Annotated in this window: 14 protein-coding genes; 1 reads left to right on the top strand and 13 read right to left on the bottom strand. The window is 67.3% G+C overall.

The genetic code is table 11. The annotated features are described in order from the left end of the window. Positions 1-129: 129 nt before the first annotated feature. Positions 130-867, top strand: coding sequence for a hypothetical protein (locus C7H73_RS15000; RefSeq protein WP_106847391.1), 738 nt, complete (start codon positions 130-132; stop codon positions 865-867). Here C7H73_RS15000 and C7H73_RS15005 read toward each other — a convergent pair. From C7H73_RS15005 to C7H73_RS15065, 13 genes are all read right to left on the bottom strand, one after another. After that, complete coding sequence (locus C7H73_RS15005; protein ID WP_264371568.1) at positions 817-1,824, bottom strand: acyltransferase family protein; 1,008 nt, start codon at positions 1,822-1,824, stop codon at positions 817-819. The two genes, C7H73_RS15000 and C7H73_RS15005, sit on opposite strands and share 51 nt — an antisense overlap. A 77-nt stretch (positions 1,825-1,901) precedes the next feature. Then, a complete protein-coding gene (locus tag C7H73_RS15010) occupies positions 1,902-2,765 on the bottom strand; it encodes an SAM-dependent methyltransferase (RefSeq protein ID WP_106847393.1) in 864 nt (287 codons plus the stop codon). A gap of 13 nt (positions 2,766-2,778) precedes the next feature. Then, complete coding sequence (locus C7H73_RS15015; protein ID WP_106847394.1) at positions 2,779-3,684, bottom strand: lysophospholipid acyltransferase family protein; 906 nt, start codon at positions 3,682-3,684, stop codon at positions 2,779-2,781. After that, positions 3,675-4,904: an ABC transporter ATP-binding protein gene (locus tag C7H73_RS15020; protein WP_106847395.1), complete on the bottom strand. Its 1,230-nt coding sequence runs from the start codon at positions 4,902-4,904 to the stop codon at positions 3,675-3,677. Before C7H73_RS15020 ends, C7H73_RS15015 begins: the two co-directional genes overlap by 10 nt. A 7-nt stretch (positions 4,905-4,911) precedes the next feature. Beyond that, positions 4,912-5,910 (bottom strand): acyltransferase, encoded by a 999-nt coding sequence (locus C7H73_RS15025; protein ID WP_157948360.1) that lies wholly within the window; start codon positions 5,908-5,910, stop codon positions 4,912-4,914. Between the two features lie 41 nt (positions 5,911-5,951). After that, on the bottom strand, positions 5,952-6,755 hold the full coding sequence (locus C7H73_RS15030; protein ID WP_106847397.1) for an ABC transporter permease: 804 nt from the start codon (positions 6,753-6,755) through the stop codon (positions 5,952-5,954). A 211-nt stretch (positions 6,756-6,966) separates the two neighbouring features. Beyond that, a complete protein-coding gene (locus C7H73_RS15035; protein WP_106847398.1) occupies positions 6,967-7,908 on the bottom strand; it encodes a peptidylprolyl isomerase in 942 nt (313 codons plus the stop codon). 87 nt (positions 7,909-7,995) lie between these two features. Further along, positions 7,996-9,714 (bottom strand): cell surface protein, encoded by a 1,719-nt coding sequence (locus C7H73_RS15040; RefSeq protein ID WP_319424421.1) that lies wholly within the window; start codon positions 9,712-9,714, stop codon positions 7,996-7,998. 201 nt (positions 9,715-9,915) lie between these two features. After that, entirely contained in the window at positions 9,916-10,341 is a 426-nt protein-coding gene (locus C7H73_RS15045) for a hypothetical protein (protein WP_106847710.1), read from the bottom strand. 57 nt (positions 10,342-10,398) lie between these two features. Beyond that, entirely contained in the window at positions 10,399-12,828 is a 2,430-nt protein-coding gene (gene gspD, locus C7H73_RS15050; RefSeq protein WP_106847400.1) for a type II secretion system secretin GspD, read from the bottom strand. Between the two features lie 49 nt (positions 12,829-12,877). Further along, positions 12,878-13,522 (bottom strand): hypothetical protein, encoded by a 645-nt coding sequence (locus tag C7H73_RS15055; protein ID WP_106847401.1) that lies wholly within the window; start codon positions 13,520-13,522, stop codon positions 12,878-12,880. After that, on the bottom strand, positions 13,519-14,079 hold the full coding sequence (gene gspM / locus C7H73_RS15060; protein WP_106847402.1) for a type II secretion system protein GspM: 561 nt from the start codon (positions 14,077-14,079) through the stop codon (positions 13,519-13,521). Before gspM ends, C7H73_RS15055 begins: the two co-directional genes overlap by 4 nt. Further along, the gene (locus tag C7H73_RS15065) at positions 14,076-15,335 is read right to left on the bottom strand and encodes a PilN domain-containing protein (protein WP_106847403.1); all 1,260 of its coding nucleotides are present in this window, start codon (positions 15,333-15,335) and stop codon (positions 14,076-14,078) included. The genes gspM and C7H73_RS15065 overlap by 4 nt, the downstream gene beginning before the upstream one ends. Between the last annotated feature and the right edge of the window lie 5 nt (positions 15,336-15,340).

Raw genomic sequence — 15,340 nt, forward strand, 5'->3', positions numbered from 1 at the left:
CGCTGGCCATGCAGCAGGCCAACGCGATCGTAATGGCAGAATGAACATCTTGCGGCCGCGCTTGCCGCGCCGCGCGCCCCCATGAATAGAACCTGCAAGATCGCTCTGGTCCCGCTGCTTGCCTGCGCAATGCTGTGGGCATCGCTGGCCCTGACGTCTCACTCGTCCACCCCGGCCGCGGCGCCTTCTGTCGCCACGCCGTCCAAGGTGGTTTTCGTGCGCGAAATCCAGCCGGACGGCAAGGCTGCCGACTACGTGCGCGAGACCTATCCCTGGGGCACGCAGACCCTGCCGGCCCACCGCATCGCCAAGCCCGGGCACGGCTTTCTTCACCACACCTTTGCGACCGAAAAGCCTGCGCAGGCCACGACGCAGGTACTCACGTTCCGCTTCCGCTCCAACGACCTGTTCGCCACCAACCCCGGAGCGCATTTTCTCGTCTCCGGGCGCAGCGAAAGCACCTCCTGGTACAACCGCGGACGCGGGTTCATCGTGGGAGACCTCTCCAGAACGGTCAACCCCTGCCCCGGCGCCATGGCCAGCCAGCCGGAATCGTGGTGGACCCTGCAGCCCCAAAGCCAGGCACCCGCCAGCACCGTCTGGAATGGCCACCACTGCGGCCCCTCCCTGCGCGATGGCGTCTGGTATGACGTGCATCTGCACGTCAACAGCGACAACCATTTCGCCTACTGGATCTGGCAGGACGGCCAGCTCATCACCAGCCAACTGGTGCATGACACGCGCAACCCTGAAGGCGCCCTCATCAACGACAAGCTGACCGGCTTCGCCTTCGGCCTCGTGTTCGCCCGCAACTACTCAAGCCCCTGGACGCTGGAGTTCGACCGCATCACGGTGCGGTGGCTGTGACAGGAACCGCTTCAGGCGCAGCGCCGGCCCTTCCACCACGTGCCAGGATGCGTAGCCGGCCAGGGTCGCCAGCCCCATAGCCAGCAGCATGCCCGGCGCGAAACCCAGCTGCGGCCAGGTTGCCTGGACCGCCTGCTGGATGGGGCACCCCAGCAAGTAGATGCCGTACGACGGGTCGCCCAGCCGATGCAGCCGCTCGAACAGCCGCCCACGCTGCAGTCCCGCATGGATCAGCACCGGCGGCAGCAGCAACAACCCCGCCGTGTGCTCCAGTTGCAGCGCGAAGAAAAGAATCGCCGCCACCGGCGCCAGCAGCGCGAGCAGCCGGCGCGCATGCGCAATGAAAGCATCGCGGTACAGGGCGATCAGGCTGCCGTACACGAAGTAAGCCGGGTATTCGAACCAGTGCCGCATGGTTCCGGTCAGATCGGCATTGCGCCAGACAAGAAAGAAACCAATGTATGTCAGCCCCACCGCGGTTGCCATGGGCCGGCTGCGCAGAATGCCCGCCACCCCCGCGGCAGCCAGGGCGCCGTAGCACAGCAGCTCCATCGGTATGGTCCACAGCGGCCCGTTCATCAGGCCCGCCAGCGGGTTGCCGGCAAACACGCCTGGCATGTTGACGTAGGCCTTGACCAGCAGCAGGTTGCGCCAATGCTCCAGGCTGTCCGGATGGGTGAGAAAGTCGCGCAGGGGCAGGCTGGTGAACACCGGCCCAAACAGCAGCATGTCAGCCAGCACGGCCACCAGCATCCCCGGCCACAGCCGCAGCAGCCGCTTGCCTGCAAACACCCGCAAGTGCGGCTCGCGCTGCCAGCTCAGCATGACCAGGTAGCCGCTGATGGTGAAGAACGTCATCACCGCCACGCCCCCCACCATGTTGGAGTGCAGCCACGATGGTGGTTCGGTGCCCGTGATGGGAAAGTGGTGGCTGAAAATGACCGCCAGCGCAGCCACGATGCGCAGCAGGTTGAACGCGTTCTGCTGCGCAGCCGCCCCTGCAGCAGGCGCGGCGCGCGCCAGCCCGGCCCGGCTCATGCCTTGCCCAGCAGCAGGAAGATCTCGTTGTTGCGCAGCCATGACTCAGGGTATTTTTGCAGCAGCTGCGGCGGCAGGGGCAGGTCCACCTGGCCACGCTGTTCACGCAATACCGCGAACCCGGCCTGGCGGCACAGCTCGACCAGCTCGTCCGCCGTCAGGCGGTTGAGCTGCTGGTACTCCTTGAACACGAAACGCTTGTAGCCCTCCACGCCGAAGTCGGCAAAGCCGAAATCCACCTCGTCGGCGGCGATGGGCCCCTGGTGCGCCTCGATGATGCGCCACAGCTCCTCCTCGGGCACCAGCAGGTGGTGCCAGGGCACCTCGTCGTAGCGGCGCAGGTGGGAGCCCCAGGGTGAATAAAACAGCGGCTCGATCTGCAGGAAGAACACCCCGCCCGGGCGCAGGCAGGCGTGCAGGTCGCGCAGGATGGGCAGCAGCTGCTCGCGCTGCACATGCTCGAAGGTGGACCAGCTCATGATGCCGTCCACCCCCGCGTGCCGCCCGGCCAGCGGCGCGCCGGGCGCGATCGTCTCGAACGTCAGCGCCGCGGGTATGCGCGCCATGCCCAGCTGCTCGCGCGCGATGCGCGGCAGCTTGGCGTATTCGCGGCGGATGTCCACGCCGTGAATGGCCGTGGCGCCATGGCGCAGCACCAACGCCAGGTCGGTGATGCCGTCACCGCAGCCAAAGTTCAGCAGCCGCGCCGTGCGCACGTCCAGCCCGCTGCCGGCCAGCCATTGGTGCACCACGTCGGCCGCGTAGTCGAAGTGCGCGCGGAACCACTCGTCGCTGATGCGCGCGGCATCCCAGGGCGCCAGGCCGAAAAGGCGCTCTCGAAGGCGCACGGTCCAGTTCATAGAAAACATCCTCTCAATCGCGCGCCACGAAGAAACGTGGCGCCTGCGCCCACAGGTGCCACGCCGCCGGCGCCGTCCTCAGCAGGTGGTCCAGATGCGCGAAGGCCGCATCGGCCAGCGCCTGCGGGTCGCGGTGCACCCCAAGCGGCGCAATGCGCAGTATGCGGCGCCCGGTACGCAGATCCACGCCCATGTAGAACACCGTCACGGGCAAACCCTGACGCGCCGCCAGCTGCGGCAGCACCGCCGGCACGCTGACGGGCCGGCCCAGCAGCGTCGTCACGCAGGTCACGGCCACTTGATCTTGCGGCACGTCCATGACCACCACGACCTGCCGGCCCTGCTCCAGGGCGCTGCGCACACCGGCCATTCCGCCAGGCACGAAGATGACCGGCTCGTCCAGCGCCAGCTCCACCGAGCGCATGCGCGAGCGGATATACCAGCCAAACACCGCGCGCCCCACGAAATCCGGCCCGCCCGGCGCGGCCAGCACCATGGGCGCGCGCAGCCCGTGGGCGCGCGCATGCCGCAACGCCCACATGCCCATGCCCCAGTGGAAGGTCCACAGCAGGGCGGCCTGCCCCGTGGCCTCCCATTGCCCCTGCACCTGGACATGGCGGCGCAGCCAGTCCGCCCCGCGGGTGCGCAGCAGGTAATGGTCGGCATGGTCCAGCAGCGTCACCAGCCTGCGCTCGGCCAGCCAGGCGCGCTCGTCGTCGCCAACGCAGCCATGTAACCGGGCCTGCTCGAGAGCCTGGCGGCACTGTGCGCCGTAAAGCCATGGCCAGTGCGCCAGCCGCTTGAAGACAGCAAAGCACCAGCGCCACGGCAGCACGGCCGCCAGGCCGGGCAGCAGCACCAGCTCCACCAAGTCGCGCGCCTCGGTGCCTGCGCGCCGCCACAGCGCCCTCACTCCCATCGGTGCGGCAGTTGCACAAGGCCCGGCATCAGCTTGGGCGCCACGAAGCGCAGATGCAGGTAATGCAGCCACTCGTCATACACCACCAGGCCCGTCGCATCGAAAAGATAGGCGCTGATGACGTAGTCACCGCTGTGCAGGGGCAGCTGCGGAAAGGTGAGCGTCACCTGCCACACCCCTTCTGCGATGCAGCGCGGCGCCACGCCTTCCTCATGCGTGCCCAGCGACGTGATGCCCACGCCCTGCGACTGCTCGATCATGAAGCCGATGTGGGGCCGCTCCTGCCCGCGCCCGCGCGCGGTGATCGTCACCACCAGGTCCTGCCCCTGCAGCAGCGCCGGCTGGCCGCCTTCCTGCGGCTCCAGGTTGGCCACCTCCACCGACAGGATGCGCGCGCCCTCGGCCTGGCTGGCGCGGGCGGGCGGCGCAGGCGCGGGCACAGCCCCGGCAGGCGCGGCCTGCGGCTCGAAGTCGGCCTGGCGTTGGCGCGTGTGCAGCTCGTACGCGGCCAGCACCGGCTCGGTGGGGCCAAATTGCTCCACCTCGCCCCCCTTGAGCCATAGCGCCGCATCGCACAGGTGGCGGATGTGATAGGGGCTGTGCGAACAAAAAAGAATGGTGCAGCCGTTTTCGCGGAACGCCATGATGCGCTCCACGCACTTCTTCTGAAAATGCTGGTCGCCCACCGCCAACGCCTCGTCGATGATGAGCACGTCGGGCTGCACCGCCGTGACCAGGGCGAAGGCCAGGCGCACCGTCATGCCCGATGAATAGGTCTTGACCGGACGGTCCAGCGCCTCGCCCAGCTCGCAAAACGCCACGATCTCCGGCTCCAGCCGGCGCATCTCCTCCTGGTCGATACCAATCAGGCTGCCGCCAAAATACAGGTTGTCGCGGCCGCTGAAATCCGGGTGGAAGCCCGCGCCCAGCTCCAGGATCGCCGTGACGCGGCCCACGCGTTCGACCGTGCCGGTGGAGGGCTGCAACGTGCCTGCCAGCAGCTTGAGCAAGGAGCTCTTGCCCGCCCCGTTGTCGCCGATCACGCCGATGCACTGGCCCCTGCGCAACTCGAACGACACGCCCCGCAGCGCCCAGTGGCTGCGGTGCGTGGCGCGACCCGTCAACAGCGCCTTCAGCCGTGCACGCGGTGACGGATACAGCCGGTATTCCTTGCCCACGTCGCGCAGCCGCAGTACGGCCTCATTTGCCAGTTGCTTCATGACCCGATCAATTCACCAGACGACGCAAGCCGGGAACGGCACTCAGCCCCAGCGACGTCACCATCGACAGCGCGAACACCAGCAGCGTCAGCACGATCCAGCCGTCACCCGCGCGCTGCAGGCTCCAGCCCCAGCGCCCGAGCATGTCGATCCAGAAAGGATGAATGGCGTAGACCCCCAGCGTTGCCGCGCCCAGGCGGTTGACCCACGCAGGCAGCGCCCGCGGCTGCAGCCGCGCCACCAGCAGGAACACGCAGAACGTCAGCCCCATCGCAAACGGACTGCGGTTGCTATAAAACAGCACGAAAGCCCCCTCGCGCAAGTGCGGGTAGGACCACGCCACGCCCAGCGCCATGGCCGCGATGCACAGCCCGCCGCCCAGCCACAACCAGCGCGAAGGCAGATGCACCGGGCGGCGCAGCAGGTAGTAGCCCGCCAGGAAATACACCACGAAAAACGGCACCAGCCCGATGAAGCTGGCGTGCGACAGGCCTTGCAGCGTTTGCGCGGCCGAAGCAAACCACGTCATGCCGGCCGCCACCACCAGCACATAGCGCCACGCCGGCCCCTCGCCCACGCCCTTCACCACCAGGCGCAGCGCAGGCGCCACCAGGTACAGCCCCAGCATCATGTACATGAACCACAGGTGGTACCACGGCGAGCCCAGCACCAGGTCGCGGCGGATCACGCTCCAGTCGATGCCGCCCCACATCCACTGGCGCCACGCAAAATAGAAAACGCTCCAGAACGCCACCGCCGGCAGCAGGCGCGCCATGCGCTGCCCGATGAAGCGCCAGGGCGCTTGCTCGCTCGGGCGGGCCAACAGCACCGCGCCGCCCACCATCGCGAACATGGCGCTGCCGATACGCCCGGCCGCGTCGCCCACATTGGCCAGCCACCAGCCGGCACTGTGCACGTCGACCTGCGACACCCGCACCATGGTCGTATGCACCAGCACGACCGCCAAGGCCGCCAGCAGCTTGAGCAGGCTCAGCCGTGCATCCACGCCCGCGGGCGGGGCGGGCGGGCATATTGCTGCGCTGCCCATCAAAGCCAGTCCACCAGCTGGTCGCGGCTGCGGGCCACCAGCACATTCAGCGCCCCCGCCAGCAGGGCCAGCCATGCCAGCGACACCCACCAAACGGCGGCAGGCGGCCAGGCCCCCTGCAGCAGCACCTGCTGGTAGCCTTGCACCAGCGCCGTCATCGGGTTCAGCCACAGCACCCAGCGCCACTGCTGCGGAAACAGCGCCATCGGAAACAGCACCGGCGACAGGTAAATGCCCACCGACAGCAAAAAGCCCACCAGCTGCACCGTGTCGCGCAGCGCCACCGCCAAAATGGCCAGCACGTGCGCCAGCAGTGCGCACATCAGCCACTGCAGCGCCAGCAAGGGAATGAGCGCCACCACCGGCAGCGCAAAGCCATGCAGCGGCGTGTACGCCAGGGCCACCAGAAGCAGCAGCGGCGCGAACACCAGCGCACTGGCCAGCACCGCGCGCACGACGAACAGCACCGGTGGCAAAGGGTTTTTCTGCAGCAGGCCGCCCGCGTCGAGCAGGCTGTTCATGCCGCGCGCCACGCCGTCGCAAAACGCCATCCACGGCAGCGCGCCCACGATCAGGTAGGTGCCCACGGCCCGCGCCGGCGCGCCCTCGCCCAGGCGCATGGAAAACACCACGTCAAACACCAGGTAGTAGGCCGCCACCACCAGCAGCGGCTGCAGGTACAGCCAGGCGATGCCCGCGGCGGTGCCGGCGTGGCGCGCGGCCACCTCGCGGCGGGTGAGCACCCACAAGAGGGAGCGCGAAGTCCAAAGCGTGCGCAGCTCGGCGCCAAACGCGTGCAGCATGTCATTGCGGGGCGGCCCAGGCGGCGGCCCCTGTCCTGTGAAAGGCAAAGCCGGCGAAATTACCACGTTTTGCCGGCCGTATGCTCGCCAGGATCAAGCTATCAAAAGTAAGAGCGGCCAGCGCTTGATATACAAGGGTTTGCGGTGGTTTTCATGCGCAAACCGTTGCCTGGAAAGCGCTGGCAGCTATCTTTTTGACAGCAAGTGCGGGTTACTGCTGCTTCTGCGCAGCAGGCGCAGGAGCCGCGGGCGCCTGCTTGGCATGACGCGCGGCGAAGGCCTCGATGGCTTCGTTGTCGGGTTTGCCGCTGGCCTGGATCTTCTGCGCCTCGGCGATGCGGGCATCGTTGACCACCGTCGCACGCACTTCCTTGACCAGCTCGTCGCGCACCTCTTCAAAGGGGCGCATGCCTTCAGGCGTGCGGCCTTCCAGCTGGATCAGGTGATAGCCAAACTGGGTTTGCACCACCCCGCTCAGATCGCCCTTGTTCTTCAGCGCGAAGGCGGCTTCTTCGAACTCGGGCACCATGCGGCCCTTGGCGAAAAACCCCAGGTCGCCCCCCTTGGGTGCATTGCTCTTGTCGGCAGAATGCTCTTGCGCCAGCTTTGCAAAGTCGGCGCCGCCCTTCAGGTCGGCCAGCAGCTTCTCGGCCTGCGCACGGGCTTCGGGCGTGGTGCCCTCGATCAGGATATGCCGGGCATGCACCTGCTCGGGAATCTTGAAGCGCTCCGGCTTGGCTCGGTACATCGCGCGCGCCATGTCCAGCGCCGCCGCGTCGCTCAGCGCATGCTCGCGCTCCAGCCGCGCCAGCCAGGCGTCGGACAGCACCTTGTCGCGCGCCACGCGCAGTGCGGCAGCCACTTCGGGGTCTTGCTCAAGCCCCTTGGCCTGCGCGTCGTGGGCCCAGGCGCGGTAGATGTACAGGTTGGACGCGATCTGCCCCACCGTCTGCGCGCGCGAGAGCACCTGCGACCGAACGTCGGGCGGTATGCGCAGGCGCGCGTCAGCCTCCACGTCGGCGGAGGTGATGGCAAACCGTTCGCCCTGCATGAGGACCTGGCCATCGGCTGCGAAGGCCCAGGGCGTACCCGCCAGCAGCGCCGCCACGGCCGCGCCCCGCAGCGTCAGAAAAGGGATCGTCGAAAGCTTCATAGGTAAACAACCGCAAGAGAAATGAAAAAAGGCGGGGAAGAATCCCCGCCTTTTCAGATCGCGTTACCGCGATGAAGTGCCCACGAATTACTTCGTGAAGCGGTGCGGCCAGGTGATGCCGTAGGTGCCCATCATGCCGGCGGCAGCGGAGGGGTTCGTCAGCTTGATGAACGAAGCACCCGTCAGCGGCAGGCCCATGTCAGCGTTGGTGGTGTCCAGACGGCCCCAGCCCGACACGTAGCCCAGCGTGGTGTTGGAGCGGGCCACTTCGGCGCCCAGCACCGACTTGCCGGTATCGTTGAAGGCCAGCACGCTGACCTCGCCGCAGAAGCTGGCCTTGGTCGTCGAGCCGGGCGAGAACGTCGGGCCGGTCGTGCCGGTGGTTTCTTCGCGATCCCAGAACTTCTGACCATCGGCGTACACGCAGATGTTCCCGGTGGCGGCATCCACGGTGGTATTGCCGGCAGCCTTCTGACCAGTGCCACCCGCACCATAACCGGCAGGAGCAGCAGCGGCGTTTACTGCGGTGTAGAACCAGTTGTCATCTTGCGTCGCAGCAGCAGACAGGTCGGTAAACAGGCGGTACTTGGCATTGGCGGCGGTCGGGCCCGAAGCACCGGAGGCACCGCTCACGGCGCCATAGTTGGCCACCACGTTGTAGCGACGGGCAGGCATGGAGAAGACCCAGTCAGTCTTGCCTTGCACCGGAGCGTTCAACGCGTACTGGTTCGTGACCGAAGTCACGGCCAGAGCGGCCAGAAGGTCGGAAGCCTGGGCCCGCGCACCTTCGGCAACAGCGTTAGCCGGCAGCATGGGGGTAGACAGGTCCGGCACGTCTTCATCGAGCAGCGTCTTGGCCGCGGTTGTGACCGGAGCGCCGACGGCGTCGCGCACAAACGTGGTACGGAACAGTGCATCGGCCGTCACGTCGTTTGCCGTGGCAGTCGCAGGCTGGGCCACTTGCGGGAAGTGCGTGAAGTTGGCGCGGCCGTTAGCCGTGATGGTGGTCGTCACACCCGCGAACGTCGTGCTCTGGGCGATATTCTGGATGTACCAGTCACCCATCAGACCGCCGCTGGGCGTCTGCAGGCCGGCAGCGACAGCCGTGGGCTCGGTGAAGTTGGTCACAGCCAGGTCGTCCAGCAGCGTGCGCGCTTCGCCGGCGGCGGAGCAGGGCGCCACGCCGTTCACGTGCTTGGTCGCCTTGTACAGGGGCGAGAACTGGGTGCCAGTGGCCGACACGGCGCCGGCGGCGTCCCAGGTCTTGACGTTGGTGATGTCGGCGATGTTGAAGATTTCAACATAGCCTTCACGCGTCAACTGGTTCTGGTCTGCCGCGAAGGCCGGCAGATTGCCCTTGCGGAAGGGGATGAACGTGTTCTTGGGGATATGCGGCACCGTGCAGGTGTTGTCGCTGGTCACCAGCTGGCTCAGGCCGTTCTCATCGGCCAACACGGCAGCCGTCCACACGTCGCCGGGCGACAGGAACAGCTGGAAGTCCAGAATGTCGTCGGAGTTGGCGGCGCTGCGGAAGCGCACCTTCACCACCTTACCGTTGTCGGTGTCGGTGTTGGTCACGTGGAAGACCGACATGTTGCCGTTCTGCGTGGTGAAGTAAGGCACGATCAGCGCATTGCCCACACCGCCTTCAGCGAGCGTCAGGCTAGTTGCAGTTGCCTTGGCCATCTCGCCAGCTTGGATGCTGGCAGCAGCGTTTGTCGCACCAGTAGTGCCAGTGATCACGGCCGCCGAAGCAGCGCCTGCGAAGCCCAGGCCACCAATCATGGCAGCGATGCTCAGGGCCATCACATTTTTTTTCATACAGAAACTCCAGTTAAGAAAGTTGGTAAGCGCAACTACCACGATTGATTACGCCGAGGAATCGTAGCACAGCGCCCCGGGAACGCACCCGCCGTTACGACGGCTGTTTTTGTTTTGTTGAAAAACAACAACGATCGGAAAGTTCGCCACCTGACATCCGGCAAAACGGCGTACGCACTACGCGCCTTACAGGTCGTGGTACAGCCACCATTGGCCGCCGTCGAGCAGCCACACCTCGTCAAGGTAGGTGGCGATGGTATCGAGTTTCAGGCCCGGGATGCTGGGGGTGGAGGTGATTTTCACGCGGACGTCGCATTTTTCCGCCGCGCACTTGACGGACGCCGCCTCGCCGCCCCGGATGGCGGCCCCGGGCCCAAACTGGTTGCGGTACTGCTCGGCGGTATACAGCTTGCGGTAGGCAGGCGACAGGAAGGAGTAGGCCTTGGCGAAGTCGCCCTCGGCGCGCGCCTTCCAATAGGCCTGCACGCGCTGGCCGACGATGTCCTCGGGCGTGGCGGGTGTCGTGGCACAGGCCACGAGCATGGCGCCCATGGCGGCCACACCGGCCGCGCGCAGGCACTTTGCCAAAAGAGGTTGCAATACAGAATTCATGTTGCTGGTTTCCTCATGCAAAGGTTGGTTGGGGTTGTCAAGAAATGGTCCGATCGCTCATTGGGGATTTGCCGGCTGGACCACGGAGCGCTCGGTGGGCGGCGACGGCAGCGCGCGGCCCTGCGACTCGATGGCCTGCAGGCCGCGCAGGCGGTCGCGCAGCTCCTCGCTGACTTCGCGGATCTCGGGGTCGGTGCGCACGACCTTGGGGGTGATGATGACCAGCAGTTCGGTGCGGCCGCCCTCGCGCGTGTTGGTGCCAAACAGGTTGCCCACCAGGGGCAGGTCCTGCAACACGGGCACGCCGCTCTTGCCGGTGCTCTGGCTGTCTTTGATCAGGCCGCCCAGCACGATGGACTCGCCCGAGCGCACGGCCACCTTGCTGCTGATCTGGCGCTGCAAGAAGATGGGCTGCGCGCTGCTGCCGCCTGCCGCGGTGGTGGCGGTGTCGGTCACGGTCTGGTCGATCTGCATGGTGACCAGGTTGCCGGCGTTCACCGAGGGGGTGACCGCCAGGTTCACGCCGGTGTCGCGGTACTGCACGGTGCTGGTGACGGCGCTGCCGCTGGTGACGATGTCGATGGTGCTGGTCTGCACGGGCACCTGGTTGCCCACGGTCATCATGGCCAGGTGGTTGTCCAGCACCATGAGCGAGGGGTTGGAGATCATCTTGACCGAAGTCTTGTTGGCCAGCGCGGCCAGGGCCACGCGGATCTGCCCGGCGGAGTTGACCAGCGAATAGGTGAAGCCCTTGGCGGCGGTGTCGGCCAGGCTGCCAGTGCCTGGGGTGACGCCGCCGGCGCCCAGTTGCCCCGCCCCACGGTAGTCTGACCCGACGCTGCCGCTGAATGCCCACTGCAGGCCATAGTTCAGGTCGTCGTTCAAGGTCACCTCGACGATGGAGGCTTCAATCAGCACCTGCGTGGGCGGCAGGTCCAGCCGCTTGAGCGTGGCCTCGATTTTCTCGAACTCGCCCTTGGTCGCCCACAGCAGGATGGTGTTGTTGAGCTCGTCGGCCATGACGCGCACGCCGCCGATGTTGGCCGTGACCGGCGCCTGGCCTGTTCCGGGGGCGCCCTGGGTCATGCGGTTTTGGTTGCCAAAGGTGCTGCTGAACCCGCTGCCGAAAGCCCCGCCGCTGCCAAAGCCGCCGCCGCTGCCGTAGGCGCCCTGCGGGCCCGTGCGCCCGCCCAGGGTGCTGCCGGGCCAGGGCGTGCCCGCGCCTGCCATTCCATTATTGAAGGCACCGCCCGTGCTACCAAAGGGCTGGCCGAAGGACGCACCGGTGGCTGCCCCAAGACCGGGTGCCACACCGCTGTTGGCCGCATAGGCACCGCCCGCCTGCGCTCCACCAAAGATGCCGGACAGCACGCCGGCCAGATGGCGGGCGTTGCCGTTTTGAACCTTGTAGATGAACAGCTGGGGCTCGGCCCCGTTGTCGCTGGGCTGGTCGAGCTTTTCGATCCAGCGGCGCGCTTCTTCCAGGTAGGCGGCGCGGGGGGTGACGACCAAAATGGCGTTGAGCCGCTCCACGGGCATGATGCGCAGCGCGCCGAACAGGGGATTGCCTTCGCCCAGCATGGCCGCCGCCGCGGGCGCGGCACCGGCCGCCTGCGCCGTGCCACGCGTGGTGGCGGCCCCGGCCGCTGCGCCCTGCCCCGCTGCGCCGCCGCCGGAAGTTGCAGCGGCCGGAGCGCCGCTGACCAGGCGCAGCGCGGCCTCGACCTCCTTGATGGTGGCGTATTTCAGCGGAAACATGCCAACGGACATGCCCTTGAGCAAGTCCACGTCGAAGGTGTTGACCAGGTCCAGCCAGCCCTCAGCCTGGTTGCGCGTGCCCACCAGCACGAGCAGGTTGCGCACGTTGTCCACACGCACGATGGCGTCGGGCGAAGCCAGGGGCCGCAGGATGGCGGCCATCTCGCCCGCGCCGATGTAGCGCAGGGGCACGATGATCGCGCCATAGCCAGGCGCGAGCGGCTCGTTCTTGCCGCCCACCTGGCGCACGGTGGCGCCAATGCCCTTGAGCGCATCGGCCCGGCCCACGTGGTAGGTGCCGCGCGCGTCGCGCACCATGGCCAGGCCGTTGGCCTGCAGGGCGCTTTCCAGCAGGAAGACGGCCTGGTCGGCGGGGATGGGCACGCGGGTCGACAGCGTGACCGTGCCGCCCAGGGGTGGGTGCAGCACGTAAGGCGCCTTGACGACGTCGCCCAGGATGGTGCGGGCCACCTCGGCCACGGGGGCTTCTTCAAAGCTGAAGGACAGCGGGGCGCCGCCCAGGCGCGGCTGGGGCGCGGCCGGGGCGATGACCTGGTCGTTGCCGCGGATGTAGCGGGGCTGGGGCTCGCGGGCGGCTTCGTCCTGCGGGGCCGCTGCGGCGGACTGGGCAGCCTGGGCCGTGCCCTGCTCAGGCGCGGGCGCCTGGGCCCCGGCTGCCTGGCTCGCCGCGATCGCCGCTGCGGCGAGTACGAATCGGAATGCAATCATGTGGTTTCAGCCCTTGAAGGGAAAGCGATGGGGCGGCCTGCGGCGGTGCCTACCGGGTACCGCCCCCAAAGGAGGGGCGCGGCCGCGCCTTCGGTGCGCTGGGTGCTGGCGAAGGCGGTGATGAAGGGGATGCCTCGTCCTGCCCTCGGGCCGGCGGCGGCTGCGGCGCGGGCACCGCGGGATTGTTGGCGGCGCCTTTGGTCAGGGCCGCGCGGGGCAGCTGCAGCTCTCGCGTCTGGCTGCCGCGCGCAAAGGTCGCGCTGCGCGCCTGGACGGAGGAGAGCCTCCAGCCGTCCACCGTTTCATCGAGGCGCACGCGCCGCGGCTTGCCGGCAATCTGGATGATGATGGCTTCGTTGCCAGCGCCCTGGAAGATGCCAGAGAGCTGGGCCGTGCCCAGGGTATCGGTTGCAACCTGCTCTTCGGCGGCCGGCGGTGGGGGCGGCGGGGGCGGGCGGCGCGTGAGGGAGAACACCGGGCGCTCGAGCATGGCGATGAACTGGCCGGTGTCGATCTGCGCCGGGCCTGGCAGGGCGGGGAGCATGGCGGCATAGTCCACGAGCTGAGGCTCGGGCGCCCGCCAGCGCAGGTTGTTCTGCTGTTCGTCGGGGCTCAGCCACAGGTAGGCCAGCGCCAGCGCCAGACAGGCATTGACAAGCACTAGGGCGTGCAGCGCGTATTTTTTTCCAGTCATGGGCGGTCCCTCAGCACACTGAGGTTGAACTGGATCGCGAGACGAACGGCTGCCTTGGGGTTGACGTTGACCAGCCCGCCCTGCACCTGGAGGTCCAGTTCATTGAGCAGGATGACCGGGCTTTGCCCTCCCAGAACGGCCAGGGCGCTCTGCACACCTAGGATGTCGCCTTCGGCGCGTACCAGCAGGGGGATGCGGTCCAGACCTTTTTCTTCCTTGGCAGGCAGCACTTGCATGCTGCTGATCTGCAGCCCTGCGGCCGTAAAAATGTCGCGCACCTTCTGCTGGGCCTGGTTGCCTGTTTGGGAGCCGTCCTGTCCCGACGGGTAGAGGTAGCCGGCGTGCAGCTCCGACGCCTTGCGGGTGGCAGCTTCCAGTTCGGCGCGTTGGCGCTCAAGCCCGAGCAGGCGTGCATAGCGCGGTTCCAGTTGGGCCAGCCGTTCGTCCGCCCAGACGTGCTTGCGAATGACGTACCAGCCACCGGCCAGGACGGGGGCCAGCAGCAGGGCAAATAGAAGTGCCAGCACGGCCGTGCGACGCAGCGCGAGCTTGTTCATGGGGTTTTGTTACCGCTCGCAGAGCTGGGGGGCGCAGAAGGCAGCGGTCGCTGCGATCCGCCTCCAAACGATGGGACGAGCCGGCCGGTAGCAGGAGCAGCTGCCGGCGCCGGTGCAGTTGCGGGCGCGGGGAGGCTGGCAGCAGAGGGCGGCGCGGTGGGGGCAGCAGCAGGCACGACCGCCTGGGGCGCGGACGCGGCCTGCACCGCAGGTATAGAGACCACACCGAATTCTTGTGGGTCGAGCGTGAATTCGATCACGAAGTTTTCTTTGGATTCCGGGCCGCCCACGCGCATGGCGGGGCTGGGCGCATGCACGTCACGCACCCCAGGCTGTTCGCCGAGCGAGCGCATCAGCGATGACGCGTTGGCCGTCAAACCATGGATGGTGACTTTCTGCCCCTTCAAGGTCAGGCCTTGCAGAGCCGTATCGTCGGGCAGCACCTTGGTGAGGCGGTCGATGACGCGCAGGGGCTCGATGCGTCCGGCCAACATTTCAGAGAGCACATCGAGCTTTTCCACCGAATGCATCAGGCGCTCGCGTTCGCGCACGGGAGCGGCGGTGCGTCGCGCCAGGTCGTCGTAGGCACCTACGGCTTGCAGTGCCCGCGCGCGCAATTGCAGGGTGGGCGTCAGGGCCAGTGCACTGGCAAGCACCACGGCCAGTGCCAGCAAGGCATAGCGGATGTGGCGCCCTCGCCTCTCGCGGGCATGGCGCACACTTTCGCCGTACCCGGCAAACACAATGGGGTAGTCGGCGCCTACGGCCCACACTTCCGGGGTGGCATGCGTACCCAGCCGAGGGGCCTGCGCCTCGAGGTACTGCGCGACCTGCCCGCGAGAGGCCAACGCCAAGTCCACCTGGCGTGTTCCGTCAGTACCGGATTGAATGCTGCAGCCCCACACCAAGTCGGGCCCAGGGAAGGGGCTCATAGCCTGGACTTGCAGGGCAACGGCGCTTGAAGCATCTACCTCAGACATCGCCGGCAGTACAAGAGTGCGCCGCAGCAGCAAGTCTTCGGGAAGTTCCAGCGCAACACAGGCGGGCTTCGGTGGGTTGCCCGCGCCGGCTGATCGTACGAGTCCCCGCCACCAGGACTGGCCGCCATCAGCGTGAAGCAGCATCACGGGGATGTCCGGCGTCAGCCACGACAGTGGTGCCACACGCTGGGCGTGCGCCCATGCCTGCCTTAGTTCGCGCATTCCGGCACGTATGTCGATTCCCAGGAACCGGGCATCAGCGGTAATGAGAGGCATGGGAG

The organism is Pulveribacter suum (assembly GCF_003013695.1).
Classification (GTDB): domain Bacteria; phylum Pseudomonadota; class Gammaproteobacteria; order Burkholderiales; family Burkholderiaceae_C; genus Melaminivora; species Melaminivora suum.

What these genes read in the sequence shown, in the direction of transcription:
- C7H73_RS15000 (WP_106847391.1), top strand. Translation starts at nt 130, where the DNA reads ATGCTGTGGGCATCGCTGGCCCTGACGTCTCACTCGTCCACCCCGGCC.
- C7H73_RS15010 (WP_106847393.1), bottom strand. Translation starts at nt 2,765, where the DNA reads ATGAACTGGACCGTGCGCCTTCGAGAGCGCCTTTTCGGCCTGGCGCCC.
- C7H73_RS15015 (WP_106847394.1), bottom strand. Translation starts at nt 3,684, where the DNA reads ATGGGAGTGAGGGCGCTGTGGCGGCGCGCAGGCACCGAGGCGCGCGAC.
- C7H73_RS15020 (WP_106847395.1), bottom strand. Translation starts at nt 4,904, where the DNA reads ATGAAGCAACTGGCAAATGAGGCCGTACTGCGGCTGCGCGACGTGGGC.
- C7H73_RS15030 (WP_106847397.1), bottom strand. Translation starts at nt 6,755, where the DNA reads ATGCTGCACGCGTTTGGCGCCGAGCTGCGCACGCTTTGGACTTCGCGC.
- C7H73_RS15035 (WP_106847398.1), bottom strand. Translation starts at nt 7,908, where the DNA reads ATGAAGCTTTCGACGATCCCTTTTCTGACGCTGCGGGGCGCGGCCGTG.
- C7H73_RS15040 (WP_319424421.1), bottom strand. Translation starts at nt 9,714, where the DNA reads ATGGCCCTGAGCATCGCTGCCATGATTGGTGGCCTGGGCTTCGCAGGC.
- C7H73_RS15045 (WP_106847710.1), bottom strand. Translation starts at nt 10,341, where the DNA reads ATGAATTCTGTATTGCAACCTCTTTTGGCAAAGTGCCTGCGCGCGGCC.
- gspD (WP_106847400.1), bottom strand. Translation starts at nt 12,828, where the DNA reads ATGATTGCATTCCGATTCGTACTCGCCGCAGCGGCGATCGCGGCGAGC.
- C7H73_RS15055 (WP_106847401.1), bottom strand. Translation starts at nt 13,522, where the DNA reads ATGACTGGAAAAAAATACGCGCTGCACGCCCTAGTGCTTGTCAATGCC.
- gspM (WP_106847402.1), bottom strand. Translation starts at nt 14,079, where the DNA reads ATGAACAAGCTCGCGCTGCGTCGCACGGCCGTGCTGGCACTTCTATTT.
- C7H73_RS15065 (WP_106847403.1), bottom strand. Translation starts at nt 15,335, where the DNA reads ATGCCTCTCATTACCGCTGATGCCCGGTTCCTGGGAATCGACATACGT.